Source organism: Delftia sp. WSY_16 (assembly GCF_043104415.1).
Lineage (GTDB): Bacteria > Pseudomonadota > Gammaproteobacteria > Burkholderiales > Burkholderiaceae_C > Comamonas > Comamonas tsuruhatensis.
Map to the genome: position 1 here is coordinate 26,029 of NZ_JBICKS010000015.1, position 26,894 is coordinate 52,922.

Annotated in this window: 25 protein-coding genes; 17 read left to right on the plus strand and 8 right to left on the minus strand. The window is 68.6% G+C overall.

Going from position 1 to position 26,894, the window contains the following annotated elements:
• The first annotated feature begins 54 nt into the window (after positions 1–54).
• Positions 55–1,782: a GMC family oxidoreductase gene (locus tag ACF8O7_RS07295; protein WP_392442905.1), complete on the plus strand. Its 1,728-nt coding sequence runs from the start codon at positions 55–57 to the stop codon at positions 1,780–1,782.
• Here the strand turns inward: ACF8O7_RS07295 and ACF8O7_RS07300 are convergent.
• Entirely contained in the window at positions 1,779–2,702 is a 924-nt protein-coding gene (locus ACF8O7_RS07300; protein WP_016448539.1) for a LysR family transcriptional regulator, read from the minus strand. The genes ACF8O7_RS07295 and ACF8O7_RS07300 overlap by 4 nt on opposite strands.
• A 99-nt stretch (positions 2,703–2,801) precedes the next feature.
• Between ACF8O7_RS07300 and ACF8O7_RS07305 the strand changes: the two genes are divergently transcribed.
• The 7 genes from ACF8O7_RS07305 (at position 2,802) to ACF8O7_RS07335 (ending at position 8,289) form a co-directional block, all read left to right on the plus strand.
• Positions 2,802–3,830, plus strand: a complete 1,029-nt coding sequence (locus tag ACF8O7_RS07305; RefSeq protein ID WP_227472517.1) for an NAD(P)-dependent alcohol dehydrogenase — start codon at positions 2,802–2,804, stop codon at positions 3,828–3,830.
• A gap of 297 nt (positions 3,831–4,127) precedes the next feature.
• Positions 4,128–4,886 carry a TSUP family transporter gene (locus ACF8O7_RS07310; RefSeq protein ID WP_141832744.1) on the plus strand — a complete coding sequence of 253 codons (759 nt, stop codon included), beginning with the start codon at positions 4,128–4,130 and terminating at the stop codon, positions 4,884–4,886.
• Between the two features lie 254 nt (positions 4,887–5,140).
• Positions 5,141–5,911, plus strand: coding sequence for an ABC transporter substrate-binding protein (locus tag ACF8O7_RS07315; RefSeq protein ID WP_277849272.1), 771 nt, complete (start codon positions 5,141–5,143; stop codon positions 5,909–5,911).
• A 65-nt stretch (positions 5,912–5,976) separates the two neighbouring features.
• A complete protein-coding gene (locus ACF8O7_RS07320; protein ID WP_016448543.1) occupies positions 5,977–6,759 on the plus strand; it encodes an amino acid ABC transporter permease in 783 nt (260 codons plus the stop codon).
• Positions 6,756–7,514 (plus strand): amino acid ABC transporter ATP-binding protein, encoded by a 759-nt coding sequence (locus tag ACF8O7_RS07325; protein WP_016448544.1) that lies wholly within the window; start codon positions 6,756–6,758, stop codon positions 7,512–7,514. Before ACF8O7_RS07320 ends, ACF8O7_RS07325 begins: the two co-directional genes overlap by 4 nt.
• 111 nt (positions 7,515–7,625) lie before the next feature.
• Positions 7,626–7,874, plus strand: coding sequence for a plasmid stabilization protein (locus ACF8O7_RS07330; RefSeq protein ID WP_126311663.1), 249 nt, complete (start codon positions 7,626–7,628; stop codon positions 7,872–7,874).
• Between the two features lie 64 nt (positions 7,875–7,938).
• Positions 7,939–8,289: a PIN domain-containing protein gene (locus ACF8O7_RS07335; RefSeq protein WP_227472516.1), complete on the plus strand. Its 351-nt coding sequence runs from the start codon at positions 7,939–7,941 to the stop codon at positions 8,287–8,289.
• A gap of 49 nt (positions 8,290–8,338) precedes the next feature.
• Here ACF8O7_RS07335 and mrdA read toward each other — a convergent pair whose 3' ends face one another.
• The 4 genes from mrdA to ACF8O7_RS07355 form a co-directional block, all read right to left on the minus strand.
• On the minus strand, positions 8,339–10,384 hold the full coding sequence (gene mrdA, locus ACF8O7_RS07340) for a penicillin-binding protein 2 (RefSeq protein WP_046240293.1): 2,046 nt from the start codon (positions 10,382–10,384) through the stop codon (positions 8,339–8,341).
• Positions 10,385–10,397: 13 nt separating this feature from the next.
• On the minus strand, positions 10,398–10,916 hold the full coding sequence (mreD, locus tag ACF8O7_RS07345; RefSeq protein WP_016448548.1) for a rod shape-determining protein MreD: 519 nt from the start codon (positions 10,914–10,916) through the stop codon (positions 10,398–10,400).
• Positions 10,913–11,986 carry a rod shape-determining protein MreC gene (gene mreC, locus ACF8O7_RS07350; protein ID WP_016453589.1) on the minus strand — a complete coding sequence of 358 codons (1,074 nt, stop codon included), beginning with the start codon at positions 11,984–11,986 and terminating at the stop codon, positions 10,913–10,915. Before mreC ends, mreD begins: the two co-directional genes overlap by 4 nt.
• Before the next feature lie 183 nt (positions 11,987–12,169).
• Positions 12,170–13,213, minus strand: coding sequence for a rod shape-determining protein (locus ACF8O7_RS07355; protein ID WP_012202293.1), 1,044 nt, complete (start codon positions 13,211–13,213; stop codon positions 12,170–12,172).
• A 212-nt stretch (positions 13,214–13,425) separates the two neighbouring features.
• On the opposite strand from ACF8O7_RS07355, the gene gatC reads away from it, so the two are divergent.
• From gatC to ACF8O7_RS07380, 5 genes are all read left to right on the plus strand, one after another.
• Entirely contained in the window at positions 13,426–13,725 is a 300-nt protein-coding gene (gatC, locus tag ACF8O7_RS07360) for an Asp-tRNA(Asn)/Glu-tRNA(Gln) amidotransferase subunit GatC (protein ID WP_016448550.1), read from the plus strand.
• Between the two features lie 66 nt (positions 13,726–13,791).
• A complete protein-coding gene (gene gatA, locus ACF8O7_RS07365; RefSeq protein WP_016448551.1) occupies positions 13,792–15,288 on the plus strand; it encodes an Asp-tRNA(Asn)/Glu-tRNA(Gln) amidotransferase subunit GatA in 1,497 nt (498 codons plus the stop codon).
• A gap of 6 nt (positions 15,289–15,294) precedes the next feature.
• Positions 15,295–16,740, plus strand: coding sequence for an Asp-tRNA(Asn)/Glu-tRNA(Gln) amidotransferase subunit GatB (gene gatB / locus ACF8O7_RS07370; protein WP_392442911.1), 1,446 nt, complete (start codon positions 15,295–15,297; stop codon positions 16,738–16,740).
• 157 nt (positions 16,741–16,897) lie between these two features.
• Positions 16,898–18,121 carry a serine hydrolase domain-containing protein gene (locus ACF8O7_RS07375; RefSeq protein ID WP_392442913.1) on the plus strand — a complete coding sequence of 408 codons (1,224 nt, stop codon included), beginning with the start codon at positions 16,898–16,900 and terminating at the stop codon, positions 18,119–18,121.
• A gap of 162 nt (positions 18,122–18,283) precedes the next feature.
• Entirely contained in the window at positions 18,284–19,420 is a 1,137-nt protein-coding gene (locus ACF8O7_RS07380; protein WP_392442916.1) for an HPP family protein, read from the plus strand.
• Between the two features lie 64 nt (positions 19,421–19,484).
• On the opposite strand, the gene serA is transcribed toward ACF8O7_RS07380, so the two are convergent.
• Complete coding sequence (serA, locus tag ACF8O7_RS07385) at positions 19,485–20,714, minus strand: phosphoglycerate dehydrogenase (RefSeq protein WP_016453593.1); 1,230 nt, start codon at positions 20,712–20,714, stop codon at positions 19,485–19,487.
• 358 nt (positions 20,715–21,072) lie between these two features.
• Here serA and ACF8O7_RS07390 point away from each other — a divergent pair, with 358 nt between their 5' ends.
• From ACF8O7_RS07390 to ACF8O7_RS07405, 4 genes are all read left to right on the plus strand, one after another.
• A complete protein-coding gene (locus ACF8O7_RS07390; protein WP_392442919.1) occupies positions 21,073–22,047 on the plus strand; it encodes a hypothetical protein in 975 nt (324 codons plus the stop codon).
• A gap of 49 nt (positions 22,048–22,096) precedes the next feature.
• Positions 22,097–22,660, plus strand: a complete 564-nt coding sequence (locus ACF8O7_RS07395; protein ID WP_203400288.1) for a nitroreductase family protein — start codon at positions 22,097–22,099, stop codon at positions 22,658–22,660.
• Between the two features lie 122 nt (positions 22,661–22,782).
• Complete coding sequence (locus ACF8O7_RS07400; RefSeq protein WP_016448557.1) at positions 22,783–23,019, plus strand: hypothetical protein; 237 nt, start codon at positions 22,783–22,785, stop codon at positions 23,017–23,019.
• A gap of 76 nt (positions 23,020–23,095) precedes the next feature.
• The gene (locus ACF8O7_RS07405) at positions 23,096–23,449 is read left to right on the plus strand and encodes a hypothetical protein (protein ID WP_016448558.1); all 354 of its coding nucleotides are present in this window, start codon (positions 23,096–23,098) and stop codon (positions 23,447–23,449) included.
• A gap of 30 nt (positions 23,450–23,479) precedes the next feature.
• On the opposite strand, the gene ACF8O7_RS07410 is transcribed toward ACF8O7_RS07405, so the two are convergent.
• Both ACF8O7_RS07410 and ACF8O7_RS07415 read right to left on the minus strand, forming a co-directional pair.
• The gene (locus ACF8O7_RS07410) at positions 23,480–26,089 is read right to left on the minus strand and encodes a membrane-bound PQQ-dependent dehydrogenase, glucose/quinate/shikimate family (RefSeq protein ID WP_392442922.1); all 2,610 of its coding nucleotides are present in this window, start codon (positions 26,087–26,089) and stop codon (positions 23,480–23,482) included.
• A gap of 170 nt (positions 26,090–26,259) precedes the next feature.
• On the minus strand, positions 26,260–26,874 hold the full coding sequence (locus ACF8O7_RS07415) for a hypothetical protein (RefSeq protein ID WP_043791084.1): 615 nt from the start codon (positions 26,872–26,874) through the stop codon (positions 26,260–26,262).
• Positions 26,875–26,894 lie beyond the last annotated feature (20 nt).

Genomic DNA, 26,894 nt, shown 5'->3' on the forward strand with positions numbered 1-26,894 from the left:
CCAACCCCGGCTCCCAAGGACGTTCCGGCCCGCAGCGGACGCCCGCCCATCTCCATGAGCAATACCACCTTCGACTACATCGTCATCGGCGCCGGCACGGCAGGCGCCCTCCTGGCCAACAGGCTCTCGCGCGACGGCCGCAGCCGCGTGCTGCTGATCGAGGCGGGCGCCAAGGACGACTACCACTGGATCCACATCCCCGTGGGCTACCTGTACTGCATCGGCAATCCGCGCACCGACTGGCTCTACCAGACCGAACCCGACGAAGGGCTCAACGGCCGCAGCCTGCGCTATCCGCGCGGCAAGACGCTGGGCGGCTGCTCCAGCATCAACGGCATGATCTACATGCGCGGCCAGGCCCGCGACTACGACGGCTGGGCCGAGCTGACCGGCGACGACGCCTGGCGCTGGGACCAGGTGCTGCCGGCCTTTCGCCAGCATGAAAGCCATTGGCGGCTGGACGCCGGGGGCAACGCCGATGCGCGCTTTCGCGCCCTGCACGGCGGCACGGGCACAGGCGGCAGCGGCGAATGGCGCGTGGAGCGGCAGCGCCTGCGCTGGGACATCCTGGATGCCTTTGCCGAAGCCGCCCAGCAGGCCGGCATTCCGGCCACCGAGGACTTCAACGGCGGCAGCAACGAGGGGGTGGGCTACTTCGAGGTCAACCAGAAGGGCGGCCTGCGCTGGAACACCGCCAAGGCCTTCCTGCGGCCCACCTGCTATGGCCGCCCCAACTTCGAGCTGTGGACCCATGCCCAGGTCAGCCGGCTGCTGTTCGAGCAGTTGCCCGCCGGCGGCCTGCGCTGCAGCGGCGTCCAGGTCTGGACCGGCTCGGAAATGGTCGATGTGCAGGCCAGCCAGGAGGTCCTGCTGTGCGCGGGCGCCGTGAACTCCCCGCAGATCCTGCAGCTGTCGGGCATAGGCCCGGGGGCGCTGCTGCAAGGCCACGGCATCGCCGTGCGCCACGACCTGCCCGGCGTGGGCGAGAACCTGCAGGACCATCTGCAGATCCGCTCGGTCTACAAGATCAAGGGCGCGCGCACGCTCAACACCATGGCCAATTCGCTGTGGGGCAAGGCCGGCATCGGCCTGGAGTACCTGCTGCGCCGCAGCGGCCCCATGAGCATGGCGCCCTCGCAGCTGGGCGCCTTCACGCGCAGCAGCCCCCAGAAGGCGCACCCCAATATCCAGTACCACGTGCAGCCGCTGTCGCTGGACGCCTTCGGCGAGCCGCTGCACGGTTTTCCGGCCTTCACGGCCAGCGTCTGCAACCTCAACCCCACCAGCCGGGGCACGGTGCGCATCCACAGCGGGGACTTCCGCCAGGCGCCGGCCATTGCGCCGCACTACCTGTCCACACCCGAGGACCGGCAGGTGGCCGCCGACAGCCTGCGCGTGACGCGCCGCATCGTCGGCCAGAGCGCACTGGCGCGCTTCGCCCCCGAGGAATGGAAGCCCGGCGTGCAATACCAGAGCGACGAGGACCTGGCCCGCCTGGCCGGCGACATTGCCACCACCATCTTCCACCCGGTGGGGACCACGCGAATGGGCCGCGCCGACGACCCCATGGCCGTGCTCGACAGCCGCCTGCGCGTGCGCGGCGTACAGGGCCTGCGCGTGATCGATGCAGGCGCCATGCCGCGCATCACCAGTGGCAACACCAACAGCCCGACGCTGATGATGGCGGAGAAGGCCGCCGGCTGGATTCTTGCGGACAGGCAGGGCCGGGGCCAGGAGCCGGCACGGCAGAGCACGGAACCGGCCGTTGCGCTGGCCGCCTAGGACTGCTCCTGCAGCAGCGGCGGAATCGCCGCCAGCAGCGCATCGATGGTCACGCGCAGCCGGTAGGGCAGAAAGCGCGTGCGCGGCCACAGCACATGCAGGGGAATGCGCGCGGCCGGCACGTCGGGCAGCAGGCGCACCAGCGCCCCGCTGTCCAGCGCACTGCGCACCCGCCACAGCGGCATGTGGGCCAGGCCCGCGCCCTGCAGCGTGGCCGTGGCGATGGTTTCTATGTCGTCAAAGCCCAGCGCCGGCTCCAGCACGGGCGCGGCCAGCGATCCATCCTCACCGGCCAGCCCCCAGGGGGCGGCGCGGCCACTGCGCATATAGGCAATACAGCGATGTCCGGCCAGGTCGGCCACGCTGCGCGGCGCGCCATGGACCTGCAGATAGGCGGGTGATGCGCACAGCACCATGGTTTGCATGCCAAGGCGCCGCGCAACCAGCCAGTCGCTGTCAGACAGTTCCCCGCTGCGTATGGCCAGGTCGATGCCGTCATCGGCGAAGTCCAGCTGGCGGTCGGTGAAGCTGGCCTCGATGCGCAGGCGCGGATGCAGCTGCGCCAGCTCCAGCAGCAAGGGAGCCACGTGGTGGCGGCCGAAGACCACGGGTGCGCTGATGCGCAGCCGGCCCACCACTTCCCGCCGCCCGGCTTCCAGCATGTGCCGGGCGGCATCCAGGTCCTCCAGCGCCTGCGCGCAGCGCTCGTAGAACATCTGGCCGTCCTCGGTCAGCCCCAGGCTGCGCGTGGTGCGCACGAACAGCCGCGCGCCCAGGCGCTCTTCCAGCCGCGCCACGGCCTTGCCAACAGCCGAGCGCGTAAGGCCCAGGCGCTCGGCCGCCTGGGCGAAGCTGCCGGCCTCGGCCGAGGCGACGAAAGCGCTGACGCCTGCCAGCCTGTCATTTGCAATTGGTTCCATAAATTCTACAAACCATAGCCTCAATTGAATCAATGCAATTATGGAGGAATCAATAGACTGAAGTCCTGTTTGATATCTGCCTCGAAAGGACCGCCTTCCATGACCGTGCCTGCGTCTTCCCCATTCATGCAGCAATGGCAACTGCCCACCCTGGGCCATGAAAACCTGCAGCTGGTGCAAGTCCCCATTCCCGAGCCCGGGCAGGGCCAGGTACTGGTGCGTGTGCATGCGGCATCGCTGAACTACCGCGATCTGCTGATCCTGCGCGACGGCATGGGCATGGGGCCGGCCCTGCCCCTGGTGCCCGGCTCGGACATGGCTGGCCAGGTGGTCGCCATCGGCCCGGGCGTCGCGGAGTTCGCGGTTGGCGACGCCGTGATCAGCACCTTCTTCTGCGGCTGGCAGGACGGCGTGCAGCCGCGCACCAGCCTGCCGCTGGGCTCGCCCGGGCCGGGCATGCTGTCGGAATACGTGGTGCTGGGCGAAGACAACCTGGTCGCCGCGCCCCGTCAGCTGGACTTTGCGCAGGCCAGCACCCTGACGTGCGCGGGCGCAACGGCCTGGTTCGCGCTGGCCGAGTCCGCGCCCACGCGGCCCGGCGACACCGTGGTCATCATGGGCACAGGCGGCGTGGCGCTGTTCGCCATGCAGATCGCCCATGCCCAGGGTGCGCGCGTGGTGGTGGTTTCGGGCAGCGACGACAAGCTGGCGCGGGCTGCACAGCTGGGTGCAGACCACGGCATCCACCGCCACCGCACGCCGGACTGGGCCGCCGAGGTGCGCGCCCTCACGGGAGGACGCGGCGCCGACCATGTGCTGGAACTGGCCGGGGGGGATAACTTCGGCCGCTCGCTATCGGCCCTGGCACAGGGAGGCCGCGTGTCGGTGATCGGCAATCTGCAGGGCGACGAGCTGCGCGGCTCGGTCTATCCGCTGCTGCTGGGGCGCGCCACCGTTCAGGGCATCGGCGTGGCACACCGGCGTGCGCTGCAGGATCTGGTGCGTGCCGTGGACTGGCTGAAGCTGCAACCTGTGATCGACAGCGAATACGCGCTGGCCGATCTGCCGGCAGCCCTGGAGCATCTGGAGCGGGGTGCTTTCGGCAAGCTGGTGCTGCGCATGCGCTGAACGTCCGGCAACCGGCAATCATCGTCCCAGCCCCTTGCTGGTGCAATCCCGCACTTTCGCGGCAACTGCGGGAAATCCCCGATGCACCACCCAGGTGCGGCCATTAAAGTCCATCCACTCTCGCGGTACCACAGTGCTGCACAAGAGGGGCCGAGGAGACAACTCGTACACAACCAGATCAACATTCATAAATAGCATCCCAAGATGCATTTCCCAGAGCGCCGGCAAGTCCGGCGCTTTTTTTATGCCTGCGGCCAGCCTGATGCGGCACCGTGGCGATGCGACAATCGCCGCCCTATGGAATGGATCATCGTCTCGCTGGCCTCGATGCTGGCCGGCTTCGTGGACGCCATCGTGGGCGGCGGAGGCCTCATCCTGCTGCCCGCGCTGTTCGCCACCTTCCCCACCGCACCACCGGCCACCCTGCTGGGCACCAACAAGAGCGCCTCCGTCTGGGGCACGGCCATGTCCACCTGGCAGTACGGCCGCAAGGTGCAGTTGCCCTGGCGCGCGATGATGCCGGCCGCCTGCGTGGGCATGGCGGGCTCCTTTGCGGGGGCCTGGGCCGTCACTCAGATCTCCCCCGACTTCCTGCGCCAGCTGCTGCCGCTGGTGCTGCTGGGCGTGCTGGTCTATACGCTGGCGCGCAAGGACATGGGCCGCAACCACACGCCGCGCTATTCGGGCCGCGCCGAGACGCTGATCGCCTGCGCCATCGGCCTGGCCATCGGCTTCTATGACGGGTTCTTCGGCCCCGGCACGGGCAGCTTCTTCGTGTTCCTGTTCGTGCGGCTGATGGGCTATGACTTCCTGAACGCCTCGGCCTCGGCCAAGCTGCTGAACATGGCCACCAACCTGGCGGCGCTGGCGCTGTTCGCGCTCAAGGGCCATATCTGGTGGCACCTGGCCGTCCCCATGGCGGTGGCCAACGTGCTGGGCGCCATGCTGGGCACGCACATGGCCCTGCGCCATGGAACGGGCTTCGTGCGGGGCATCTTCATCGGCGTGGTGAGCCTGCTGATCCTCAAGACCGGCTACGACGCCTTCATCGCCTGAGCACGCAGGCCAGCGGCATCCGCAACACCTGCCATCGGCATCGGCGACGGCAACCTTCTATAATTGCCGACTTTTCGCCTTGAGCTGCGGCGGCAGGTGCATGTCGCACCCCTGCCAGCGGCTGCACCCGACCCGCCGCGCAGCCACGCAATCGGCCCCGCCGTCCATGGCCATGCACCGATCCGTGCGTTGGCGCTTTCCCCCTCTTGCGGCGCCGGGGTCAGGTCCTGAGCGACAGCCCTCCTGGAGCTTCCATGAAACGCATTACCGTCATCGCCGCCGCCGCGCTGGCCCTGTGGACCGCCGCAGGCGTTCAGGCCCGCCCCTTCGACGCCATCCAGAAGGAAGGCACGCTGCGCCTGGCCACCGAAGGCTATTACGCGCCCTTTGCCCATTTCGAGGGCAAGCAGCTGACCGGGTTCGAGGTCGAGCTGGCACAGATGCTGGCCGGCAAGATGGGCGTGAAGTACGAGTGGAAGACCATCAGCTTCGACGCCCTGCTGACCGGCCTGCAGCAGGACCGCTGGGATCTGGTGATTTCCTCGCACGGCATCACGCCCGAGCGCGAGAAGGCCGTGACCTTCACCCAGCCCCACTACTGCTCGGGCGGCATCGTGATGTCGCTGGACCCGGCCATCCGTTCGGCCAAGGACCTGGCGGGCAAGACGGTGTCAGTGCAGACCGGCTCCACCTATCTGCAGTACATGGAGAAGAACGTGACCGGCATCAAGCGCCTGGTCAACTTCCCCACGAACGAGGCCGCGCGCAATGCGCTGCTGTCCAAGCGGGTGGACGCCTGGGTGACCGAGCGCTTCATTGCCAAGGAACTGCAGCAGAAGAACCCCAATGTCCAGCTCAAGCAGGGCGAGATGCTGCTGGTCGAGCGCATCGCCGCCGCCGTGGCCAAGGACAACAAGTCGCTGGCCGACGCCTGGAACAAGGCCTTCAAGGACGCCCTGGCCGACGGCAGCTACGCCAAGCTGTCGCAGAAATATTTCCACGAAGACATCCGCTGCCCTGACTGAGGCCCCGGGCAGATCTGCCCGACCGGCGCCCACTTGCAGGGCGCCTTTTTGTTTCTAGCCCACCTATGCTTACCGTCCTCTGGCCCGCCCACTGGAGCCGCTCGCAGCGCAGCAACGCCACCCTGGTCACGGCCCTGCTGCTGATGGTGCTCGTGGTTTCGCTGCTGGGGCAGTTGCTGTCCCTGCTGCCCGAGCCCATAGGCTCCAATGCCGACACCTTCGCCGATGGCGCGCGCACCACGCTGTACCTGACGCTGGCCAGCGGCGCCGCCGGCCTGGTGCTGGGCATCGCCGCCGCGCTGGCGCGCACCTCGCGCACGGCCGCCCTGCGCTGGGCTGCAGGCTTTTACGTCTGGGCGATCCGCGGCACGCCGCTGCTGGTGCAGATCCTGTTCATCTACTTCGCGCTGCCGGTGCTGATCCCGGGCCTGAACCTGCCCGACTTCGCCGCCGCCTGCATTGCGCTGGCGCTGAACGTGGGCGCCTACAACGCCGAAGCCGTGCGTGCCGGCCTGCAGGCCGTGCCGCGCGGCCAGGCCGAGGCCGCACGCGCGCTGGGCCTGCCGCGCAGCCGCGTCTTCATGGACGTGGTGTTCCCGCAGGCCTTCAAGATCTCGCTGCCGCCGCTGGTGAGCAACTTCGTGGCCCTGCTCAAGGATTCGTCGCTGGCGTACGCCATCGGCGTGGTGGAGCTGACCAATGTGGGCAACCGCATCCAGTCGGCCACCTTCCAGCCCGTGGAGACCCTGGTCACCGTGGGCGTGACCTACCTGGTGCTGACCACGCTGGTGACCCAGGTCACGGCTGCCGTGGAGTACCGCTTCGACGTGGAGGGCCGCCACAAATGAGCGCCGACAAGCTGGCACGGGGCATGCCCTACATCGTGGCCGACAAGGTCACCAAGTCCTTCGGCAGCCACCAGGTGCTCAAGGGCGTTTCCACGCAGTTCTGCACGGGCGAAGTGACGGTGATCATCGGCGCCTCGGGCTCGGGCAAGTCCACGCTGCTGCGCGCCATCAACCGGCTGGAGCCGCATGATGGCGGGCGCATCACCATCGACGGCGTCGAAGTCACCGACAACGAAGCCACGCTGCAAAAGCAGCGCTGCGAAGTGGGCATGGTGTTCCAGCAGTTCAACCTGTTCGGCCACATGACGGTGCTGGACAACGTGACCCTGGCGCCGCGCCGCATCCACAAAACGCCGCGCGCCCAGGCCAATGCCAAGGCCATGGCCCTGCTGGAGCGCGTGGGCATGCAGGCCCACGCCCACAAGTACCCGTGGCAGCTGTCGGGCGGCCAGCAGCAGCGCGTGGCCATTGCCCGCGCCCTGGCCATGGAGCCGCAGGTGATGCTGTTCGACGAGCCCACCAGCGCGCTGGACCCGGAGATGGTCCAGGAGGTGCTGGACGTGATGCGCGAGCTGGCACGCGGCGGCATGACCATGATCGTGGTCACCCACGAAATGGGCTTCGCCCGCGAGGTCGCCGACCGCGTGATGTTCTTCGACCAGGGCTGCATCGCCCACGAGGCGCCACCGGCCGAATTCTTCGGCAACCCGGCCAGCGAGCGGATCGCGGCATTCATCGGTCGCATGGGGCATTGAGGCCGAAGCCCTGATTCGTCGCCTTGCGTGCCCTCATGCGCAGGGGGCATGCCGTTGTCGCCTTGCCTGTCCATGACTACCATGCGTCATTGACCTGAAAGGAGCCTGGCCATGACTACCATGACGATCCACGATCTGGATGAAGACCTGCAGGCCCGGCTGCGTCTGCAGGCGGACCTGCACGGCCACTCCATGGAAGAAGAGGCCCGCAACATCTTGCGCGCGGCACTCGCAGCCAATGCGGCGGAGGGGCATTCACTGTTCGACTCCATCCGGGCCCGGGTCGAGCCCCTGGACGGCGTTGAACTGGTGCTTGCGCAGCGCGAGCCCATTCGCAATCCGCTGGGTGCCAGCCGGTGATCATTCTCGACACCAACGTCCTGTCCGAGGCTCTGCGCCCCGATCCCGGCAGGCGCGCCATGGAATGGCTGGCCAGCCGGCCCCGCTCCAGTTTGCTCACCACAGCCATCACGCGCGGCGAATTGCGTACGGCGTCCTGCTGTTGCCGCAGGGACAGCGCAAGCATGGGTTGCTGGCTGCAGTGCAGGCCATCTTGGACATCGATATGGCAGGCCGCGTCCTGGAGTTCGACAACGGTGCCGCTGACGCTGATGCGCAGATCGCTGCGGCCCGAAGGCAGTCCGGCAGACCCATCAGCCAGTTCGACGCCATGATTGCGGCCATCGCCCGCTCAAGGGGAGCCAGCCTTGCCACCCGCAATGTGCGGGACTTTGCGGACTGCGGGGTCATGGTCATCGATCCCTGGCAGCGCTGAATCTGCCGCGCAGGGCTCAGACCCGCTTGCAGCGGCACACAAGCGTGCCTCAATCCTCCAGCTCGGCAGCCGAAGGCGGCGGCAGCACCGCCGGGCGGCCTGCGGGCACGGGGACCGGCGCCTCGGGCGGCTCATAGCGCGGCAGGCCGGGCAGGTTCACGGTTTCCGCATCCAGCGTGATTTCGGAGACGCGGCGCGGGGTGCCTATGGGCACGCCGGCCTGGCCCTTGCGCATGGCGGCCATGTCTTCCAGGCTGGGGTAGCGGCCCAGCAGCCAGTAGTCGAACACGCGGCGCGCCAGCGGTGCGGCGGCAGCGGCACCGAAGCCGGCGTTCTCCACGATGGCAGCGACGGCAATGGTGGGGTTGTCGGCCGGCGCGTAGGCGATGTACAGCGAGTGGTCGCGCTGGAACTCGGACAGGCGTGCCGCGTTGTACTTCTCGTTCTGGCGCACGCCCACGGCCTGGGCCGTGCCGGTCTTGCCGGTGGAGGTGTAGGGCGCGTTGCCGAAGATGCCGCGCGAGGTGCCCTCCACCGTCACGGCGGCCACGGCGGCGCGCACGGCCTCCACGTTCTCGGGCTTGTAGCCCATGCTGGTGCCTGGGTCCTTGTTGATGGCCGAGAACTGCTGCGTGACGGCATCGACACGGCCCACGGCCAGGTGGGGGCGGTGCTTGACGCCCTTGGCCGCCAGCGTGGACATGGCATTGGCCAGCTGCAGGATGGTGAAGTTGTTGTAGCCCTGGCCGATGCCCAGCGAGATGGTCTCGCCCGCGTACCACTTCTTCTGCTCGGGCCGCTTGTAGGTGTTGCGCTTCCACTCGGTGCTGGGCAGCACGCCGCGCGCCTCGCCGCGCACATCGATGCCGGTGAGCTGGCCGAAGCCCAGCGGCTTCATGTAGTCGTGGATCATGTCCACGCCCATGTCGTTGGCCAGCATGTAGTAGTACACGTTGGACGACTTGATGATGGAGCGGCGCAGGTTGGTCGGCCCGTTGGGGTGGCCCGAGCGGAAGGTGTGGCCGCCGAAGGTCCAGCTGCCGTTGTCCATGATGGTGGTGTCGGGGCGGCGCTTGCCCGACTCCAGCGCGGCAATCGCCATGAAGGGCTTGTAGGTGGAGCCCGGCGGATAGGTGCCCCGCAGCGCGCGGTTGAGCAGCGGGCGGTTGATGGATTCGTTGAGCGTGGTCCAGCTCTCCTGGTCGATGCCATCGACGAAGAGGTTCAGGTCGAAGGTGGGACGGCTGACCATGGCCAGCACTTCGCCGCTGCGCGGATCGATGGCCACCAGGGCGCCGCGGCGGTCGCCGTACAGCTCCTCCACCATGCGCTGCAGCTTGATGTCCAGCGACAGCACCAGGCTGTCTCCGGGCGTGGCGGGGCGGCTGCCGAGCTTGCGCACGGCATGTCCGCCGGCCGAGGTTTCCATTTCCTCCCAGCCGGTCTGGCCGTGGAGGTCGGTTTCGTAGCTCTGCTCCACGCCCAGCTTGCCGATGACGTCGGTGCCACGGTAGTTGGCGGCGTCGTCGGAGTCTTCCAGCGCCTCTTTCTCGCGCTGGTTGATGCGGCCTATGTAGCCGATGACATGGCTGGCCGTGTCCTGCATGGGATAGGTGCGGAACAGCCGCGCCTTGATGTCCACGCCCGGGAAGCGGTAGCGCTGCGCGGCAAAGCGCGCGACCTCGTCATCGGTCAGGCGCGTGCGGATGGGCAGGGAGTCGAAGCTGCGAGAGTCGTCCACCAGGCGCTTGAACTTGCGCCGGTCGCGCGGCGTGATCTCGACGATCTCGGCCAGGCTGTCAATGGTCTCTTCAAGGTTGCCCGCGCGCGAGGGCATGATCTCCAGCGTGTAGGCCGAGTAGTTGGTGGCCAGCACCACGCCGTTGCGGTCCAGGATCTGGCCCCGGTTGGGCACGATGGGCACCACGGCCGTGCGGTTGCTTTCGGCGCGCTCGGACAGCTCCTCATGGCGCTGCACCTGCAGCACCAGCAAGCGCGCCACCACCAGCCCGAAGGCCAGCAGCACCACCACGCTCATCACCCATGCGCGCAACCTGAATCGCTGCAGCTCGGCTTCTGTATTGCGGATTTCCATCACGCGTCAAGCCTCACAGGGGACGGTTCTCGTCACTGTCCGGCGGGCGGCGCTGAGGCGCCAGCAGCAGGCCGCTGACCAGGGGCCACAGCAGGGCCTCGATCAAAGGCGCGACGACCACCAGCGGGCCGGGCATGATGCCACCGGCCACCATGCGCAGCAGCACCTGCAGGCCGTGCACAACGGCAAACAGCGGCAGCAGGTGCAGCGCCTGCACGGGCGTGGAGAACCACGACAGGCGCCGGCCCATGGCGCCGGCCGCGAACACCAGCAGCGCATAGGCCAGCGCATGCTGGCCCAGCAGGGAGGAGCGGTCCACGTCCATGCACAGGCCCAGCAGGAAGGCCACGCCCATGCCCACGCGCTGGGGCTGGTTCAATGCCCAGAAGGCCAGCAGCACCATGAGCAGGTCGGGTTGCCAGGCCTGGCGTCCCAGCGGCAGCATGTTGAGTGCCAGCGCCGCCAGCAGGCTGACGACGATGAACAGGGGATTGACCGGCAGCAGCAGCTGCTGGCCGCGCGGCATGATCATGCGGGCTCCTTCCTGGCGGAGGCGGGTGCGGCGGGAGCAGCGGGTGCGGCAGGCGTGGCCGGCGCATCTGTCTTACCGGCCTTGCCGCCGTCCTTGGAGGCTTCCTTGCCCTTGCCGTCCTTGGCCTTGTCTTTTTCCTTGCCCTTGTCTTTTTCCTTGCCCTTGCCGGCGCGCAGGGGTTCGGCAGCGCCTTCCGCCTCGGGATGCGTGGCGCGGTCCAGCGGCTTGAGCACCACCACGTGGCGCACGCCCTGCACGCGGCCCACGGGTTCGCAGTAGATGCGGGAGAAGGCCGAGTCCGCGCGACGCTCCACCGAGACCACCTTGGCCACGGGCAGGCCCGGCGGGTACAGGCCGTCGACGCCGCTGGTGGTCAGCAGGTCGCCTTCCTGCACATCGGCATTGCTGGGCATGAAGCGCAGCTCGATGCCGCCGGTGCGCAGCGGCGACGGGTCGCCATAGGCCACGCTGCGTGCACCGGTGCGCGGGTTGAAGACGGGAATGGCCTGGTCGCGGTCGATGAGCAGGGTGACCTCGGAACGCAGCGGATACACGCGCGTGACCTGGCCGACCACGCCCTTTTCATCGAGCACGGGCGAGCCCTGGGCGATGCCGTCCACCTGGCCGCGGTCGATGACCACACGGCGGGTATAGAGGTCGGGGCTGTCGTAGACCACTTCGGCCGCCGTGCCGGGCGTGGTCAGGCGGTCGCGCAGCTGCAGCAGCTCGCGCAGATGGTCGTTTTCCTGGATCAGTTCGTCGGCCAGCGAGGCACGCTGGGCCATGGCCACCAGTTCCTTGCGCGCGCCCTGCTCCCGGGCCTGGGCCTCGTCCAGCGAGCCCAGGTAGCGGCTGGCGTCGTGCACGGCCTCCACCGGCTTGAGCATCACCCACTGCACGGGGTACAGCACGGTGGACACGGCCACGCGCACGGGGTCGGTGATCCTGAAACGCGCGTCGGCCACCATCAGAAACAGCGCCAATGCGCTGTAGATGGCCAGTTGGGAGACGCGCGAGGGCCGCCGCTTGAACAGCGAGGGCGCCGAGTGGTCCAGGGTGTTGGGATTCATGCGCCCCTCCCGCGCGGCAGGGCCTGCCCTGCCGCACTTGCTGCGGCCTGGAAAGCACGGGCCGGGCCCGGTGCGAAGGAAGGCAGGGCAAGCATGCAGGTCACCACGGAAGGGAGAAGAAAAACGTTGCAGTCGGTCGGCTGCCGCCCGGGCCCGCGACAACGGGCCCCGGCCTGCGCCGCGTCAGTCGCTGGTGAAGATGCTGCCCTGGCGGTCCATGGTCTCCAGCGCCATGCCGCAGCCGCGCACCACACAGGTCAGCGGCTCCTCGGCCACGAGCACGGGCAGGCCCGTCTCTTCGGCCAGCAGGCGGTCCAGGTCGCGCAGCAGCGCGCCGCCGCCGGTCAGCATCATGCCGCGCTCGGCAATGTCGGCGCCCAGCTCGGGCGGGGTCTGCTCCAGCGCGTTCTTGACGGCGCTGACGATCTGGTTGAGCGGGTCGGTCAGGGCTTCGAGCACCTCGTTGGACGAGATGGTGAAGCTGCGCGGCACGCCTTCGGAGAGGTTGCGGCCCTTGACTTCCATCTCCTTGACTTCGGAGCCGGGGAAGGCCGAGCCGATGTTCTTCTTGATGGATTCGGCCGTGGGCTCGCCGATCAGCATGCCGTAGTTGCGGCGGATGTAGCTGATGATGGCTTCGTCGAACTTGTCGCCGCCCACGCGCACGGAGCCCTTGTAGACCATGCCGCCCAGCGAGATCACGCCGACTTCGGTGGTACCGCCACCGATGTCCACCACCATGGAGCCCGAGGCCTCGGACACCGGCAGGCCGGCACCGATGCCGGCGGCCATGGGTTCCTCGATCAGGTAGACGGAGGTGGCGCCTGCCGCCTCGGCCGCGTCCTTGATGGCGCGGCGCTCGACCTGGGTGGAGCCGCAGGGCACGCAGATGATGATGCGCGGGCTGGGCGTGAGCACCGAGCGCGGATGCACCATCTTGATGAACTGCTTGATCATCTGCTCGGTGATGACGAAGTCGGCAATCACGCCGTCCTTCATCGGGCGGATGGCCTCGATGTTGCCGGGCACCTTGCCCAGCATGGCCTTGGCTTCACGGCCCACCGCCTGGATCACCTTCTTGCCATGCGGGCCGCCTTCGTGGCGGATGGCGACAACGGAGGGTTCGTCCAGAACAATGCCCTTGTCGCGGGCGAAAATCAGGGTGTTGGCTGTGCCAAGATCAATGGCAAGGTCGGTGGAGAAATACCGACGGAAAGCTCCGAACATTACGAGAGTCCTCTCAGGCACGGCATGCTCGTCGGCCTGCCATCGCCGGGATGAAAGTTAGGGAGTCTGGATGGGGTTGGCTTTTCGCACAATGACCAGCTCGGAGAGGGTCTTGCGGCAAAGCCGAGATAATACCGTATCCCCTGTGAATAACTTGTACTGCCGGGGCTTGAAATGCGGGTTTACATCCCGTTGCCCCCTTCAAAATTCCTATGGCACTGAACGCACAAGACATCGCACGCATCGCGAACCTCGCACGGCTCGAGCTCTCTTCCGCAGAGAGTGAGCGCATGCTAGGCCAGCTCAATGACTTTTTCGGCATCGTGGAGAAGATGCAGGCTGTGGATACTTCGGGCGTCAGCCCGCTGTCACATCCGGTCGCCGCCATCCAGGACATTGCCCTGCGCCTGCGCGAGGACATTGCCAGCGAGCCCGACCAGCGCGACGCCAATCAGCGCAGCGCCCCGGCCGTCGAGCGCGGCCTGTTCCTGGTCCCCAAGGTGATCGAGTGAGCGCCGGGCGTCGCTCGCCCTGCTTCCTGACCCCTGGCATCCGTCCCCGTTTTCCGCATCCCATACATGACCCAGCAAACCACTGATCTGCACACGCTCGGCGTGTCGGCCCTGTCGGCCCTGCTGCGCGAGCGCAAGCTCGGCGCCGTCGAAGCCGCCCAGCATTTCCTGGCCCGCGCCCAGGCGCACCAGAACCTGGGCGCCTTCGTCAGCATCGACGAAGAGGCCACCCTGGCCCAGGCCCGCGCTGCCGACGCCCTGATTGCCCAAGGCAAGGGCGGCCGCCTGGCTGGCGTGCCCATTGCGCACAAGGACATCTTCGTCACGCGCGACTTCCCGACCACGGCCTCCAGCAAGATGCTGGCCGGCTACCGCTCGCCCTTCGACGCCACCGTGGTCACCCGCCTGGCCGAGGCCGGCGCCGTGACGCTGGGCAAGCTCAACTGCGACGAATTCGCCATGGGCTCGGCCAACGAGAACTCGGCCGTCGCGCCCGTGGGCTTCGACGCACCCGCGCCCGTGCGCAATCCCTGGAACCTGGACCGCGTGCCCGGCGGCTCCTCGGGCGGCTCGGCCGTGGCCGTGGCCGCCGGCCTGGCGCCCGCCGTCACCGGTACCGACACGGGCGGCTCCATCCGCCAGCCCGCATCGTTTTGCGGCATCACGGGCATCAAGCCCACCTATGGCCGCGCCAGCCGCTACGGCATGATCGCCTTCGCCTCCAGCCTGGACCAGGCCGGTCCCATGGGCAAGAGCGCCGAGGACTGCGCCCTGCTGCTGTCCGAGATGTGCGGCCCCGACCTGGACCGCGACTCCACCAGCCTGGACGTGCCCGCCGAGGACTTCACGGCCCGCCTGAACGACGGCATCGAAGGCCTGCGCATCGGCATCCCCGCCGAGTTCTTCGGCGAAGGCCTGTCGGCCGACGTGCGCGCCGCCGTGGATGGCGCGCTCAAGGAATACGAGAAGCTGGGCGCCCGCCTGGTGCCGATCTCGCTGCCGCGCACCGAGCTGTCGATTCCCGTGTACTACATCCTGGCCCCGGCCGAGGCATCGTCCAACCTCTCGCGCTTCGACGGCGTGAAGTTCGGCCACCGTGCCAAGGACTACACGGACCTGGTGGACATGTACAAGAAGACCCGCGCCGAAGGCTTCGGCGACGAGGTCAAGCGCCGCATCATGATCGGCGCCTACGTGCTGTCCGAGGGCTACTACGACGCCTACTACCTGCAGGCGCAGAAGATCCGCCGCATGATCGCCGACGACTTCCAGGCCGCCTTCCAGCAGTGCGACGTGATCGCCGGCCCCGCCGCGCCCACCGTGGCCTGGCAGCTGGGCGGAAAGAGCGACCCGCTGGCCAACTACCTGGCCGATATCTTCACGCTGCCCGCATCGCTGGCCGGCCTGCCCGGCATGAGCGTGCCCGCAGGCTTTGGCGAGGCCGGCATGCCCGTGGGCCTGCAGCTGATCGGCAACTACTTCAAGGAAGGCCAGTTGCTCAACGCCGCCCACCGCTTCCAGCAGGCCACCGATTTCCACCTTCAAGCTCCGAAGGGCATCTGAGACCCCATGACCGCGAAACTCATCCAGGGCTATGAAGTCGTCATCGGCTTCGAGACCCACGCCCAGCTGGCCACCCAGTCCAAGATCTTCAGCCGCGCAAGCACCGCCTTTGGCGCCGAGCCCAACACCCAGGCCTGCGCCGTGGACATGGCGCTGCCCGGCACGCTGCCGGTGATGAACAAAAAGGCCGTCGAGTGCGCCATCCGCCTCGGCCTGGCGCTGGGCTCGCACATTGCGCCGCGCAGCATCTTCGCGCGCAAGAACTACTTCTATCCCGACCTGCCCAAGGGCTACCAGATCTCGCAGTTCGAGATTCCCGTGGTCCAGGGCGGCGAGGTGTCCTTCTTCCTCGGCGACGAGAAGAAGACCATCCGCCTGGTGCGCGCCCACCTGGAGGAAGATGCCGGCAAGTCGCTGCACGAGGACTTCATCGGCCAGTCGGGCATCGATCTGAACCGCGCCGGCACGCCGCTGCTGGAGATCGTGACCGAGCCCGACATCCGCGGCACGGAAGAAGCCGTGGCCTACGCCAAGACGCTGCACCAGATCGTGACCTGGATCGGCATCTGCGACGGCAACATGCAGGAAGGGAGCTTTCGCTGCGACGCCAACGTCTCCGTGCGCAAGCCCGGCCAGCCGCTGGGCACGCGCCGCGAGATCAAGAACCTCAACAGCTTCAAGAACATGCAGCTGGCCATCGACTACGAGATCCGCTGGCAGATCGAGGAAATCGAGGACGGCCGCCGCATCCAGCAGGCCACCGTGCTGTTCGACCCCGACACGGGCGAGACGCGCTCCATGCGCACCAAGGAAGACGCGGCCGACTACCGCTACTTCCCCGACCCCGACCTGCCGCCGCTGGTGGTCGCGCCCGAGTGGGTGGAACAGGTCAGGGCCGACATGCCCGAGCTGCCGCGCGCCATGGCCGCGCGCTTTGTCGAGCAATACGGCCTGCCCGAGTACGACGCCACCACGCTGACGCAAAGCCAGGCCATGGCCGCCTACTTCGAGGACACGGCCCGGGCCTGCAATGCGCCCAAGCTGGCCAGCAACTGGATCATGGGCGAGATCTCGCGCCGCCTGAACACCGAGGAAATCGGCATGGAGGCCGCCAAGGTCTCCAGCGCCCAGCTGGCCGCGCTGATCGCGCGCATCGGCGACGGCACCATCTCCAACAACGCCGCCAAGCAGGTGTTCGAGGCGCTGTGGACAGGTGAGGGCCAGGACGTGGACGCCATCATCGAGGCCAAGGGCCTCAAGCAGATGAACGACACGGGCGCGCTGGAGAAGATCATCGACGAGGTGATCGCCGCCAATCCGGCCAACGTGGAGCAGTACCGCGCAGGCAAGGACAAGGCCTTCAACGCCCTGGTCGGCCAGGTCATGAAGGCCTCCAAGGGCAAGGCCAACCCGGCGCAGGTCAACGAGCTGCTCAAGGCCAAGCTGGCCTGACCACACGCCCGGTCCACCCGGCCCACCAGGCCCGCCAAGCCCGCCCACCGTGGCGGGCTTTTTTTCGTGTGCACGCTCCGCGCCGGCTGTCCCGCACCGAACAGCGCCTGCGCCCGCATGTCTCCAGAATCCCTGCCATCGCACCTGAGGAGACAGCATGACCGCCAGCACCGACCGCCTGCACATCCCCGGCCTGCCCTGGGCCGACTCCCCTGAAGCCGTGGGCCTGGGCGGCGCGCGCCTGGCGCGCCTGTCGGCCCGGCTGCAGCGCGGCGTGGACACCGGCGAGATCCCGGGCGCCGTGGCCCTGGTGGCGCGGCGCGGCAAGCTGGCCTATCTGGAGAGCTTCGGCCTGCTGGACCCCGAGGCCGGCACGGCCATGCGGCCCGATGCCATCTTCCGCATCGCCTCCATGAGCAAGCCCATCACCTCGCTGGCCATCATGATGCTGGCCGAGCAGGGGCGGCTGTCCATCATCGAGCCCGTGGAGCAGTACCTGCCCGAGCTGGCCGCGCTGCGCGTGGGCCTGGAGCGCGCGCCGCTGGCGCGGCCCATCACGCTGCAGGACCTGCTGCGCCACACCTCCGGCATTCCCTATGGATTCGCCGGCACCGAGCACCCCGTCAAGAAGATGTACCTGGATGCGGGCCTGTTCAGCGGCAAGTTCACCAATGCGCAGTTCATCACCAGGCTCGCGCAGCTGCCGCTGGTGGCCCAGCCCGGCGAGACCTGGGAATACGGCATGTCCACCGACGTGCTGGGCCGCGTGGTCGAGGTGGTCAGCGGCCAGACGCTGGCCGCCTTCGTGCGCGAGCACATCACCGGGCCGCTGGGCATGGCCGACACGGGCTTTCATGCGCCCGACAGCGAGATCGCACGCGCCGCGCGGCCCCAGCCCGAAGGGCCGCAGAAACAGATGCCGCCCATCCCCCCGGTCACGCGCGCCATGCTGTTCGAGTCGGGCGGCGGCGGCATGGTCTCGACCATGGCCGACTACGCGCGGCTGTGCCTGTTCTGGCGCAATGGCGGCACGCTGGACGGCGTGCGCCTGGTCTCGCGCAAGACCGTGGAGCTGATGACCTCCAACCACCTGCCCGCCAGCGTGCGCATGGGGCCGGACATGGCGTATTTCGGCGCCCAGCTGCCCTCGCCCGAGGTGGGCCAGGGCTTCGGCCTGGGGTTTGCGGTGCGCACGGCGCCGGGCCTCAACCCGCTGCCGGGCAGCGTGGGCGACTTTTCATGGAGCGGCATCTACGGCACCTTCTTCTGGATCGATCCGCAGGAGGACCTGTTCGCCATCCTCATGATGCAGTCCATGGCCCAGCGCATTGCCTACCGCTGGGTGATGCGCGAGGGCGTGTACCAGTCCGTGGTGGACTGAGCCGGCAGGCGCGCTGCACCGAAAGGGTGCAAAGCCCATGCTGCCAGCAAGAGCGGCGTCCCTTCCTAAAATGACGCGCTTTTGCAGCCCTCCCCGGGGCCGCGCAGGCAAAGACAACAAGACAACAAGGCCATGGGCTGGAACAGAAAAGCATGGGGGCCGGTGGTGCCACGCCCCGCGCCTGCGGACATGTGGCGCGTGGCCATGGGCTCCATCGTGGGCATGGGGCTGGCCACGGCCCTGGTCTGGCTGGCGCATGCGGGCACCTGGGATCTTCCCCTGCGCCTGTTCGCGCCGCTGGGCGCCACGGCTGTGCTGCTGTTCGCCGTGCCCACCAGCCCGCTGGCCCAGCCCTGGTCCTGCGTGGTGGGCAATACGGTGTCTGCGCTCTGGGCCCTGTTCGTACTGCAGTGGAGCCCTCCCCAGCTGGCCCCTGCGCTGGCCGTGGGCGGCGCCATAGGCTGCATGCTGCTGACGCGCTCGCTGCACCCGCCGGGTGGCGCCATGGCCCTGCTGACGGTGCTCAATGCCAAGGCCTCGCTGGCCGCCGGCTGGATGCTGCCCTTCGTGCCCGTGGGCGCGCTGACGCTGGCGCTGGTCCTGGCGGCCACGGCGCTCCACCGCGCCACGGGCCGGCGCTATCCCCACCATGCCGACACGGCGCCCAAGGCCTCGCCCGCCGATTCGGCCCATCGCCATGCCTCGCGCCTGGGCCTGTCCCATGCCGATCTGGAGGCGCTGCTGCTGCGCTTCGGCCAGGAAAACAACCTGGAAGCCGACGACCTGGCCGAGCTGCTGGCCGCCGCCGAGGAAACCGCCATCGAGCACCGGCTGGGCGGCGTGCGCTGCGCCCAGCTGATGACGCGCGATCCCGTGAGCTGCTCCTTGGACGACGACGTGCACGCCGTGGACGCACGCTTTCGCGCGCACCCGGCCAAGAGCCTGCCGGTGCTGGACGCCGATGGCGGCCTGGCCGGCACGGTCTCCCGTGCCGAGCTGTACGAGTGGCTGTGGATGAGCCCCGTGCGCCCGGCCGAATCTGCGGCAAAGCCTTCTTTGCTGAACTGGCTGGGCCAGCGCCTGCCCGGCAAGAACCGGGCCGTGCCCCTTCTGTCGGAGCTGCCCCAGCTGGTTCATGCGCCTGAACTCAGCGTGGACGAGGACACGCCCGTGGGCCAGTTGCTCAACGCCCTGGCCCGGCACAGCGTGCCCTGCATTCCCGTGATGCGCGAAGGCCGGCTGACCGGCCTGATCACGCGCACGGACCTGATGCGGCTTCTGCTGCAGCCGGGCAGATAGGGCGAGCCGGCAATGCGCCAGTTTCAGGAAGTGCGCCCAAGCGCAGCATCCTGAAACCTGGCCATCAGAACAGCACGCGGCAGCGGATGGTGCCGGGAACCTGGGTCAGTTTCTCGACCGCCAGGCCCGAGGACTGGGCCGCCAGGTCGATCACCACATAGCCCACCTTCTCGTCGGTGCGCAGGTACTGGCCGGCAATGTTGATGCCGTTCTCGGCAAACACCTGGTTGATGGCCGACAGCACGCCGGGCTGGTTGTGGTGCACGTGCAGGATGCGGTTCTGGCCGGGGTGGGCGGGCAGGGCCACTTCGGGGAAGTTCACCGCCGAGGTGGTGGTGCCGTTGTCGCTGTACTTGACCAGCTTCTCGGCCACTTCCAGGCCGATGTTGGCCTGGGCCTCCATGGTGGAGCCGCCCACGTGCGGTGTCAGGATGACGTTGTCCAGGCCGCGCAGGGGCGAGACGAATTCATCCTTGTTGCTGCGCGGCTCGGTGGGGAACACGTCGATGGCGGCGCCCAGCAGCTTGCCGGCCTTCAGGGCCTCGGCCAGCGGCTCGATTTCCACCACGGTGCCGCGCGAGGCATTGATCAGGATGGCGCCGGGCTTCATGGCCGCGATTTCCTTGGCGCCGATCATCCACTGGGTGGAGGGCAGCTCGGGCACGTGCAGGGTGACGATGTCGCTGCTGGCCAGCAGATCGGCCAGCGATGCGGCCTGGCGCGCATTGCCCAGCGGCAGCTTGGTGGACACGTCATGGAAGAGCACCTGCATGCCCACCGACTCGGCCATCACCGACAGCTGGGTGCCGATGGAGCCGTAGCCCACGATGCCCAGCGTCTTGCCGCGGATTTCGTAGGAGTTCTCGGCGCTCTTGAGCCAGCCGCCGCGGTGGGCGGAGGCGTTCTTGGCGGGCACGCCGCGCAGCAGCAGGATGGCTTCGGCCAGCACCAGCTCGGCCACCGAGCGCGTGTTGGAGTAAGGCGCGTTGAAGACCACCACGCCACGCTCGCGCGCCGCGTCCAGGTCCACCTGGTTGGTGCCGATGCAAAAGCAGCCCACGGCCACGAGCTTTTGCGCGGCGGCGAACACGTCGGCCGTCAGCTGCGTGCGCGAACGGATGCCGACGAAGTGCACGTCGGCGATCTTGCGCTTGAGCTCCTCGCCTTCCAGCGCGCCCGTCACGGTCTCCACATTGGTGTAGCCCGCGTTGCGCAGCACTTCGAGTGCGGAAGGATGGATGCCTTCGAGCAGCAGGAACTTGATCTTCGATTTATCCAGCGACGTTTTGGTCATGGGCGAGCCCTCTCTAGTCAGTCAGAAATCAAAGCGAGCATTACAGCGGATTCGGGAAGCCGCTACAGCCGGTAGGCCCAAAGCCAGCGCGCCCGCAAGCGGGAGAACCATGCGCCCTGCGGCCATGAACATCCCACCATCCGGCAGACACCCATTGCAGGACGGCACATGCCACGGGAGCACATGCACACTTCGAGATTGGCGCGAAATGTAAAACATTGAGAACCGGTGCGCGCGTGCGCGGCAGCCTTCCTAGAATTCGCGCGTCTGCGTCCGGTGCTTTCAAATCAATAGCAACAGAACAGGCCTGCAGGCGGGCCGGACGCGCCCTTGATTTACGAACCAACCGAGGAATCCGATGATTACAAACATGCTGCGCAGGATCGAGGACCTGCTGGTGCAGGTGGTGCGCGTGGTGCTGCTGGTGTTCTCCCTGCTCGTGCTGGTGGGCATGGCACTGTGGACCTGGGAGAGCTTCAGGCCCGGCAAGGCCGAGGCGCCCCAGGCCGTGGCCCAGGAATTGAACTGGAAGGACGCCAGGCCCGACCTGCAGTTCGTCGTGGACGAAACCAGCCGCGACCTGGGCGCGGGCGGCGGCGAACCCGCCATGGAAAAGCGCCTGGCCGATCCGGCGCTGCGCCCCGCCTTCCAGAAGGCCGACGCCCTGGTGCGCGCCTTCGTGAACAAGGATCCTGCGCGGCGCGAGCGCACAGAGCGGGACCACCAGGCCCGGGGCCTGGCACCGCTGCACCCGCTGCTGCAAGGCGACGCCCTGCCGTCCGAGGCCGATGTGCAGCGCCGCATCCAGGAGCGCGGCCAGCGCGAAGGCGATGCCGGGGCGGTGGATGCGGCGGCCGATGCGGCGGCCGATGCAGCGGCTGCCGCAGCCGCCTCCGCCGACGAGGAAGACAGCTGGATGGTCGATCCCGTGGATACCGCCGCCGCCATCCACGAGCGTGCCCAGGCCGCCGAGCTGGAACATGGCAAGGGCGCCTATGCGGCCTATGTGCAGGGCTTGCCCGCCGCGCTGGAGCAGGTCTTCGGCAATGCCGCGCTGGAGCCGCGGCTGCAGGCGCAGACGGCCCAGCAGATCCTGTCCACGGTGCTGCTGAACTACACGCTGTCCCTGGACAATGCGGCGCGCGCGCTGCGCGGCGAGGACAGCCACGGCAGCAGCTCCTGGAAGGAACGCTTCGGCGCCGTGGAGACGGCCTTCTGGAGCATGCTGATGTCATTCCTCGTGCTGGTGGTGATGGTGCTGGTCTTCATCCGCATGGAGCGCCACCTGCGCGTGATCAGCCAACAGCATGGCCAGGCACCGCGCCAGCCCTGAGGCCTTGCGCTATCGTTGCCGCTTTCCTTTCTGCTTGCCGCCTATCCGCATGACACGCAACACCACCACCCCCATCCATCCGCAGTTCCTGGGCCGCATGTCGCCGCGCGCCTTCAGGCCCGAGGCACTGAGCAAGGCCCAGGTCGAGCAGCTGGCCGACGCCGCGCGCTGGGCGCCTTCGGCCAGCAACAAGCAGCCCTGGCACTTTGCCTATGCGCTGCGCGGCGATGCGAACTGGCAGGCCTTCAGCACCATTCCCAACGAGTTCAACCGCCGCTGGTGCCTGGAGGCGGGCGCGCTGATCGTGCTGATGTCCGACCGCCAGGCCTCGCCCGGCAAGCACAGCTTCGACGCGGGCTGCGCCTGGGGCTACCTGGCGCTGGAGGCCCATGCCATGGGCCTGGCCACGCACGCCATGGGCGGCTTCTCGGCCGACGCCGCACGCGAGGTGCTGCGCCTGCCCGAGCACCTGGAGCCCGAGGTGGTGATCGCCGTGGGCTGGCGCGGCGATGCAGCCGCCCTGCCCGACGATCTGCGCGAGCGCGAGGTGCCCACGCCGCGCAAGCCGCTGGCCGAAGTGCTGAGCGCCGGCCCCGTGGCCACGGGCGGCTGACGGCGGGTTCCAAGTCCTACGCCGCTTTGCGGGGATGCCCCGGATGGCCGCTCCAGGCCCCGGGGCTACACTGGCCCACAGGCCTGCGGCGCAGCAGGCGTCCATGACCCCAAGGAGTTGCCATGACACCATCCTCCAGCCCCAACCTCGACAAGCTGCGCAACATCGTCCAGAAGTTCGGCGCCAGCTCCTTCACCACGGACCAGGTGGCCAGCGAATACGACGACGCCCCGGCCACGGCGGAAAGCATCGAGCAGTTCGACGCCCTGCTGCAGCGCCATGCAGCCGTGCTGGGCATCCATTCCGTCCCCGGCAGCGGCGGCCAGGGCCACGGCGCCACCGTCTGGCAACCGGCCTGAGCACCGAAACCACGCAGGGCACTGCGCCGCTACACTCGCTGCGGCCGGCACTTTGCCGGCGCGCAGTTTCCTTTTGATGTCCTCACTCTCCCCCCATACCTGGCTGCAGCTGTCCGTGGCAGCCAGTGCCTTGCTGGTGCTCGCCTCCATCGGCTGGGTCTGGCACGGCACGCGCGCCCTGCCCGCGGATTCGCGCGATGGCCGCAGCGCCCGGCGCATGGCGGCCCTGTTCGCCCTGGGCGCCCTGGCCTGGCTGGCCTACGGCCTGTACACGGGCTATGCCGCGCTGTGGAAGGCAGACGCGCTGATGCTGTTCGCCCAGCAAGGCGCGCTGCTGCGCCTGCCGCTGCTGATCGGCGGACTCGCCTGGGTGGCCGCGCTGCTGGTCACGCGCGTGCTGCGCATGCTGGGCCGGGCCGGATCGGCATGAGCCGGCGCAGACCCCCACGGCGCTGAGCGCTCAGGGCGCCGCCACCTCCTTGGGCAGCACATAGGCACGCACGCTGTCGCCAGCCTTGGTGCCGGTCGAACCATGGCCACCCGCCACCACCACCAGGTACTGGCGCTGGTCCGTGCCCAGGTAGGTCATGGGCGTGGCCTGGCCGCCAGCAGGCAGGCGGTCCTGCCAGAGCTGGCGGCCGCTGTCCACGTCGTAGGCGCGTACATAGTTGTCCAGAGCCCCCGAGTAGAAGGCCACGCCGCCAGCGGTCACCACCGGGCCGCCAATGCCGGGCACGCCCATGCGAAAGCCCAGCGGCAGCGGGCTCAGGTCGCGCGGCGTGCCGTTGCGGCGCTGCCAGACGATCTGGCCCGTGCGCAGGTCGGCACCCGCCACAAAGCCCCAGGGCGGCGCCTGGCAGGGAATGCCCAGCGGCGAGACAAAGGGCTTGAGCCGCACCGCAAACGGTGCACCGAAGTTTTCGTTGAGCGCGGGCAGGCCGTCCTTGGGCGGGCCGCCATCCTGCACCAGCAGCGAGGTATCGTCCGCGCGCGGCACCAGGGTGGAGACGAAGGCCAGCCGCGTGGGCGTGGCAAACACCACCTGCCGGCGCGGATCCACGGCCACGCCACCCCAGTTGAAGACGCCGAAGTTGCCCGGATAGATCAGCGAGCCCTGCTCCGAGGGCGGCGTGAAGCGCCCCTCGTAGCGCAGCCGGTGGAAGGCCAGCCGGCACCACAGCTGCTCGAAGGGCGTGGCACCCCACATGTCGCGTTCGGTCAGGGCCGGGGGATTGAAGCTCAGCTGCGAATGCGGCTGCGTGGGCGCCGTGCGGTCGCCGCGTGCCGCGCCCTGCGGCGCAGCCACCTCGGTAACGGGCAGCAGCGGCTGGCCCGTGCGCCGGTCCAGCACGAACAGCTCGCCCTGCTTGGTGGGCTGCACCAGGGCGGGCACGCTGTGGCCGCCGATCTCCAGGTCGATCAGGCTGGGCTGCGAGGGTACGTCATAGTCCCAGAGATCGTGGTGCACGGTCTGGAACACCCAGCGCACGGCGCCCGTGGCGATGTCCAGCGCCACCACGGAGGACGAATACTGCTCGGCCTCGGCGCTGCGCCGGCCGCCCCATTGGTCGGGCGGCGCATTGCCCATGGGCACGAAGACGAGGCCCAGCGTCTCGTCCACGCTGGAGATGGACCAGCTGTTGGGCGAGCTGGGCACGTAGGTCTGCCCTTCGGGCAGCGGCGTGCTGGTCGCTGGCCGCCCTGGGTCCCAGGCCCACAGCAGCGCACCCGAGCGGATGTCGAACGCACGGATCACCCCCGAAGGCTCGCGTGTGGAATGGTTGTCCAGCACCGTGCCGCCCACGATGATGCGGTCGCGCGCCACCACCACCGGCGAGGTCGAGTAGTACGAGCCCGGCTTGCGCTCGGGCATGCCCTGCCAGAGGTCGATCTGGCCCTGGCCGCCCGCCACGTTGCCGCAGGTCTGGCCGTCGGCGGGATTGAGGGCGACCACCTTGCCGTCGGCCGTGGCCATGAACAGCTTGGCGGTACAGCGGCCATCATCGGAGGAAGGGGCCGGGGAGACCGAGGAAGCCGGATCAGCCTGTACCGCCTGTGCCGCCTGTGCGCCGGCCTTCCTTGCAGCCGGCGCCACCGCCGAATGCGTCTGCCCCGCCGCCGCATCGAACTGCGCGGCCGCCTGCGCCGACTGGTAGGACAGGCCCCGGCAGGTCAGGTGCTGCAGCGCCAGCCCCTTGGGCATGGGCAGGTCGCGCCGCCACAGCTGCTTGCCCGTGGTGGCATCGAGCGCAATCACCGACTGGTGGGGCGTGCACAGGAACAGGCGCTCGCCGATCTTCAGCGGCGTGACCTCGAACGTGGTTTCTTCGGGATCGCCGGGCTTGCCGCGCACATCGCCCGTGCGGAACTCCCAGGCCAATTGCAGCAGCCGCACGTTGTGCGGGCCGATCTGGCGCAGCGGCGAATAGCGCTGGCCCGCTCCGGTGCGGCCGTAGGCATGCCATTCACCATCGGGCACGGCATCGGTGGCATCGCCCTGCAGCACCGGCGGGCTGCGCAGGCCGCCGGCATCGGAGGCCACCATGGACATGTTCTGCACGGCCGTGACCTGGCCGTCGGCCGGCAGGTCCGACGCGGCGGTGGCCGCGCCCGCAAACTGGCCCTGGGTTTCATGGGCATCGCGCTGCCGCCCGAAGGACAGGCTCGCAAGAATGGCCGTGCCCAGCACCACCAGCGCCAGCGCCGCATGGGCCGGTGCCAGGCCCCGGTTCTGGCCCATGTCGGGCTCATGGCGCAGCGCACGCACCGACCAGGGCAGCACCAGCAGCAGGCCCATCAACCAGGGCACCCCCAGGCGCCCCGCCAGCGGCCACCAGTCCAACCCTATCTCCCAGACCGCCCACAGCGCGGTGCCCAGCAGCCACAGCGCAAACAGCCACAGCGCCATGGCCGAACGGCGCGCCACGCCCCACCCCACCACCAGCAGCAGCAGGCCGGCGATCACGTAGTAGCCGCTGCCGCCGGCCAGCAGGAGCTGGGCGCCGCCCCAGGACAGCCAGGCCCCGGCTGCCCACAGCAGCAAGGCCATCAACCAACGCCACACCGTCATGCTGCCTCCCTTGATGTCAGCCCGCAGACTCGATGCGCAAAGCCTAGCCCTGCATGCGGGCGCCGCATGCAGGACGAATTCGACTCAGCAAGCGTGCAACGAGAAGGAGGAAGGAAAGGAGGGGCAGGAAGAAGAAAGAACGCGGCGGCGGGCGCGGCGTTGGGCCAGCCTCAGCGGCGTGCGCTCGCAGCCCACAGCTGGCGCAGCTGCTGCAGCTCGGCATCGAAGCGCTCCTGGATGCGGCGCTTTTCCTGGTCCTGCTGCTGGACGAAGCGCTGCTGCTCCTCCTGCGAGGCCGTGTTCTCGTCGAGCTGGCGGCGCAGCGATGCCGGCGCCTTGGCGGGGTCTTTCCTGTAGAACTCCATCTCGGCATTCAGGGCCGTGCGCCGCGTCTGCAGTTCCTGCTGGCGCTGGCGCGCCACGGAGATGACCTGATCGACCTGGGAGATGGCCTCGGCACGCTCGGCATCGTGGGCGGCCTGGTTGGGGTAGCGCGTGATCAACGCCTTGTCGCGCGAGCGCTCCTCGCGCATGCGGCGCTGCTCTGCCTGGTCGCGGCGGCGCTGGGCGTCCAGCTCGGCGCGTTCGTTGTCGGTCAGCGTGGGGCCCACGCGGCGCAGCTCCACGCCGGAGTTGCCCAGCACGCGCTGGTCGCGGTCCACGCATTCGGCAATCGGGCGGTCGGCCGTCAGGCGGCGGCCACGGGCGTCGGTGCATGAATAGATGCCCGGCCCCAGGGGCATATCCTGGGCGAGCACGGCGCAGCCCAGCGTGGCCAAGCCCATGGCACACAGCAAGGATCGTG

What these genes read in the sequence shown, in the direction of transcription:
- ACF8O7_RS07295 (WP_392442905.1), top strand. Translation starts at nt 55, where the DNA reads ATGAGCAATACCACCTTCGACTACATCGTCATCGGCGCCGGCACGGCA.
- ACF8O7_RS07300 (WP_016448539.1), bottom strand. Translation starts at nt 2,702, where the DNA reads ATGGAACCAATTGCAAATGACAGGCTGGCAGGCGTCAGCGCTTTCGTC.
- ACF8O7_RS07305 (WP_227472517.1), top strand. Translation starts at nt 2,802, where the DNA reads ATGACCGTGCCTGCGTCTTCCCCATTCATGCAGCAATGGCAACTGCCC.
- ACF8O7_RS07310 (WP_141832744.1), top strand. Translation starts at nt 4,128, where the DNA reads ATGGAATGGATCATCGTCTCGCTGGCCTCGATGCTGGCCGGCTTCGTG.
- ACF8O7_RS07315 (WP_277849272.1), top strand. Translation starts at nt 5,141, where the DNA reads ATGAAACGCATTACCGTCATCGCCGCCGCCGCGCTGGCCCTGTGGACC.
- ACF8O7_RS07320 (WP_016448543.1), top strand. Translation starts at nt 5,977, where the DNA reads ATGCTTACCGTCCTCTGGCCCGCCCACTGGAGCCGCTCGCAGCGCAGC.
- ACF8O7_RS07325 (WP_016448544.1), top strand. Translation starts at nt 6,756, where the DNA reads ATGAGCGCCGACAAGCTGGCACGGGGCATGCCCTACATCGTGGCCGAC.
- ACF8O7_RS07330 (WP_126311663.1), top strand. Translation starts at nt 7,626, where the DNA reads ATGACTACCATGACGATCCACGATCTGGATGAAGACCTGCAGGCCCGG.
- ACF8O7_RS07335 (WP_227472516.1), top strand. Translation starts at nt 7,939, where the DNA reads ATGGCTGGCCAGCCGGCCCCGCTCCAGTTTGCTCACCACAGCCATCAC.
- mrdA (WP_046240293.1), bottom strand. Translation starts at nt 10,384, where the DNA reads ATGGAAATCCGCAATACAGAAGCCGAGCTGCAGCGATTCAGGTTGCGC.
- mreD (WP_016448548.1), bottom strand. Translation starts at nt 10,916, where the DNA reads ATGATCATGCCGCGCGGCCAGCAGCTGCTGCTGCCGGTCAATCCCCTG.
- mreC (WP_016453589.1), bottom strand. Translation starts at nt 11,986, where the DNA reads ATGAATCCCAACACCCTGGACCACTCGGCGCCCTCGCTGTTCAAGCGG.
- ACF8O7_RS07355 (WP_012202293.1), bottom strand. Translation starts at nt 13,213, where the DNA reads ATGTTCGGAGCTTTCCGTCGGTATTTCTCCACCGACCTTGCCATTGAT.
- gatC (WP_016448550.1), top strand. Translation starts at nt 13,426, where the DNA reads ATGGCACTGAACGCACAAGACATCGCACGCATCGCGAACCTCGCACGG.
- gatA (WP_016448551.1), top strand. Translation starts at nt 13,792, where the DNA reads ATGACCCAGCAAACCACTGATCTGCACACGCTCGGCGTGTCGGCCCTG.
- gatB (WP_392442911.1), top strand. Translation starts at nt 15,295, where the DNA reads ATGACCGCGAAACTCATCCAGGGCTATGAAGTCGTCATCGGCTTCGAG.
- ACF8O7_RS07375 (WP_392442913.1), top strand. Translation starts at nt 16,898, where the DNA reads ATGACCGCCAGCACCGACCGCCTGCACATCCCCGGCCTGCCCTGGGCC.
- serA (WP_016453593.1), bottom strand. Translation starts at nt 20,714, where the DNA reads ATGACCAAAACGTCGCTGGATAAATCGAAGATCAAGTTCCTGCTGCTC.
- ACF8O7_RS07390 (WP_392442919.1), top strand. Translation starts at nt 21,073, where the DNA reads ATGATTACAAACATGCTGCGCAGGATCGAGGACCTGCTGGTGCAGGTG.
- ACF8O7_RS07395 (WP_203400288.1), top strand. Translation starts at nt 22,097, where the DNA reads ATGACACGCAACACCACCACCCCCATCCATCCGCAGTTCCTGGGCCGC.
- ACF8O7_RS07400 (WP_016448557.1), top strand. Translation starts at nt 22,783, where the DNA reads ATGACACCATCCTCCAGCCCCAACCTCGACAAGCTGCGCAACATCGTC.
- ACF8O7_RS07405 (WP_016448558.1), top strand. Translation starts at nt 23,096, where the DNA reads ATGTCCTCACTCTCCCCCCATACCTGGCTGCAGCTGTCCGTGGCAGCC.
- ACF8O7_RS07410 (WP_392442922.1), bottom strand. Translation starts at nt 26,089, where the DNA reads ATGACGGTGTGGCGTTGGTTGATGGCCTTGCTGCTGTGGGCAGCCGGG.
- ACF8O7_RS07415 (WP_043791084.1), bottom strand. Translation starts at nt 26,874, where the DNA reads ATGGGCTTGGCCACGCTGGGCTGCGCCGTGCTCGCCCAGGATATGCCC.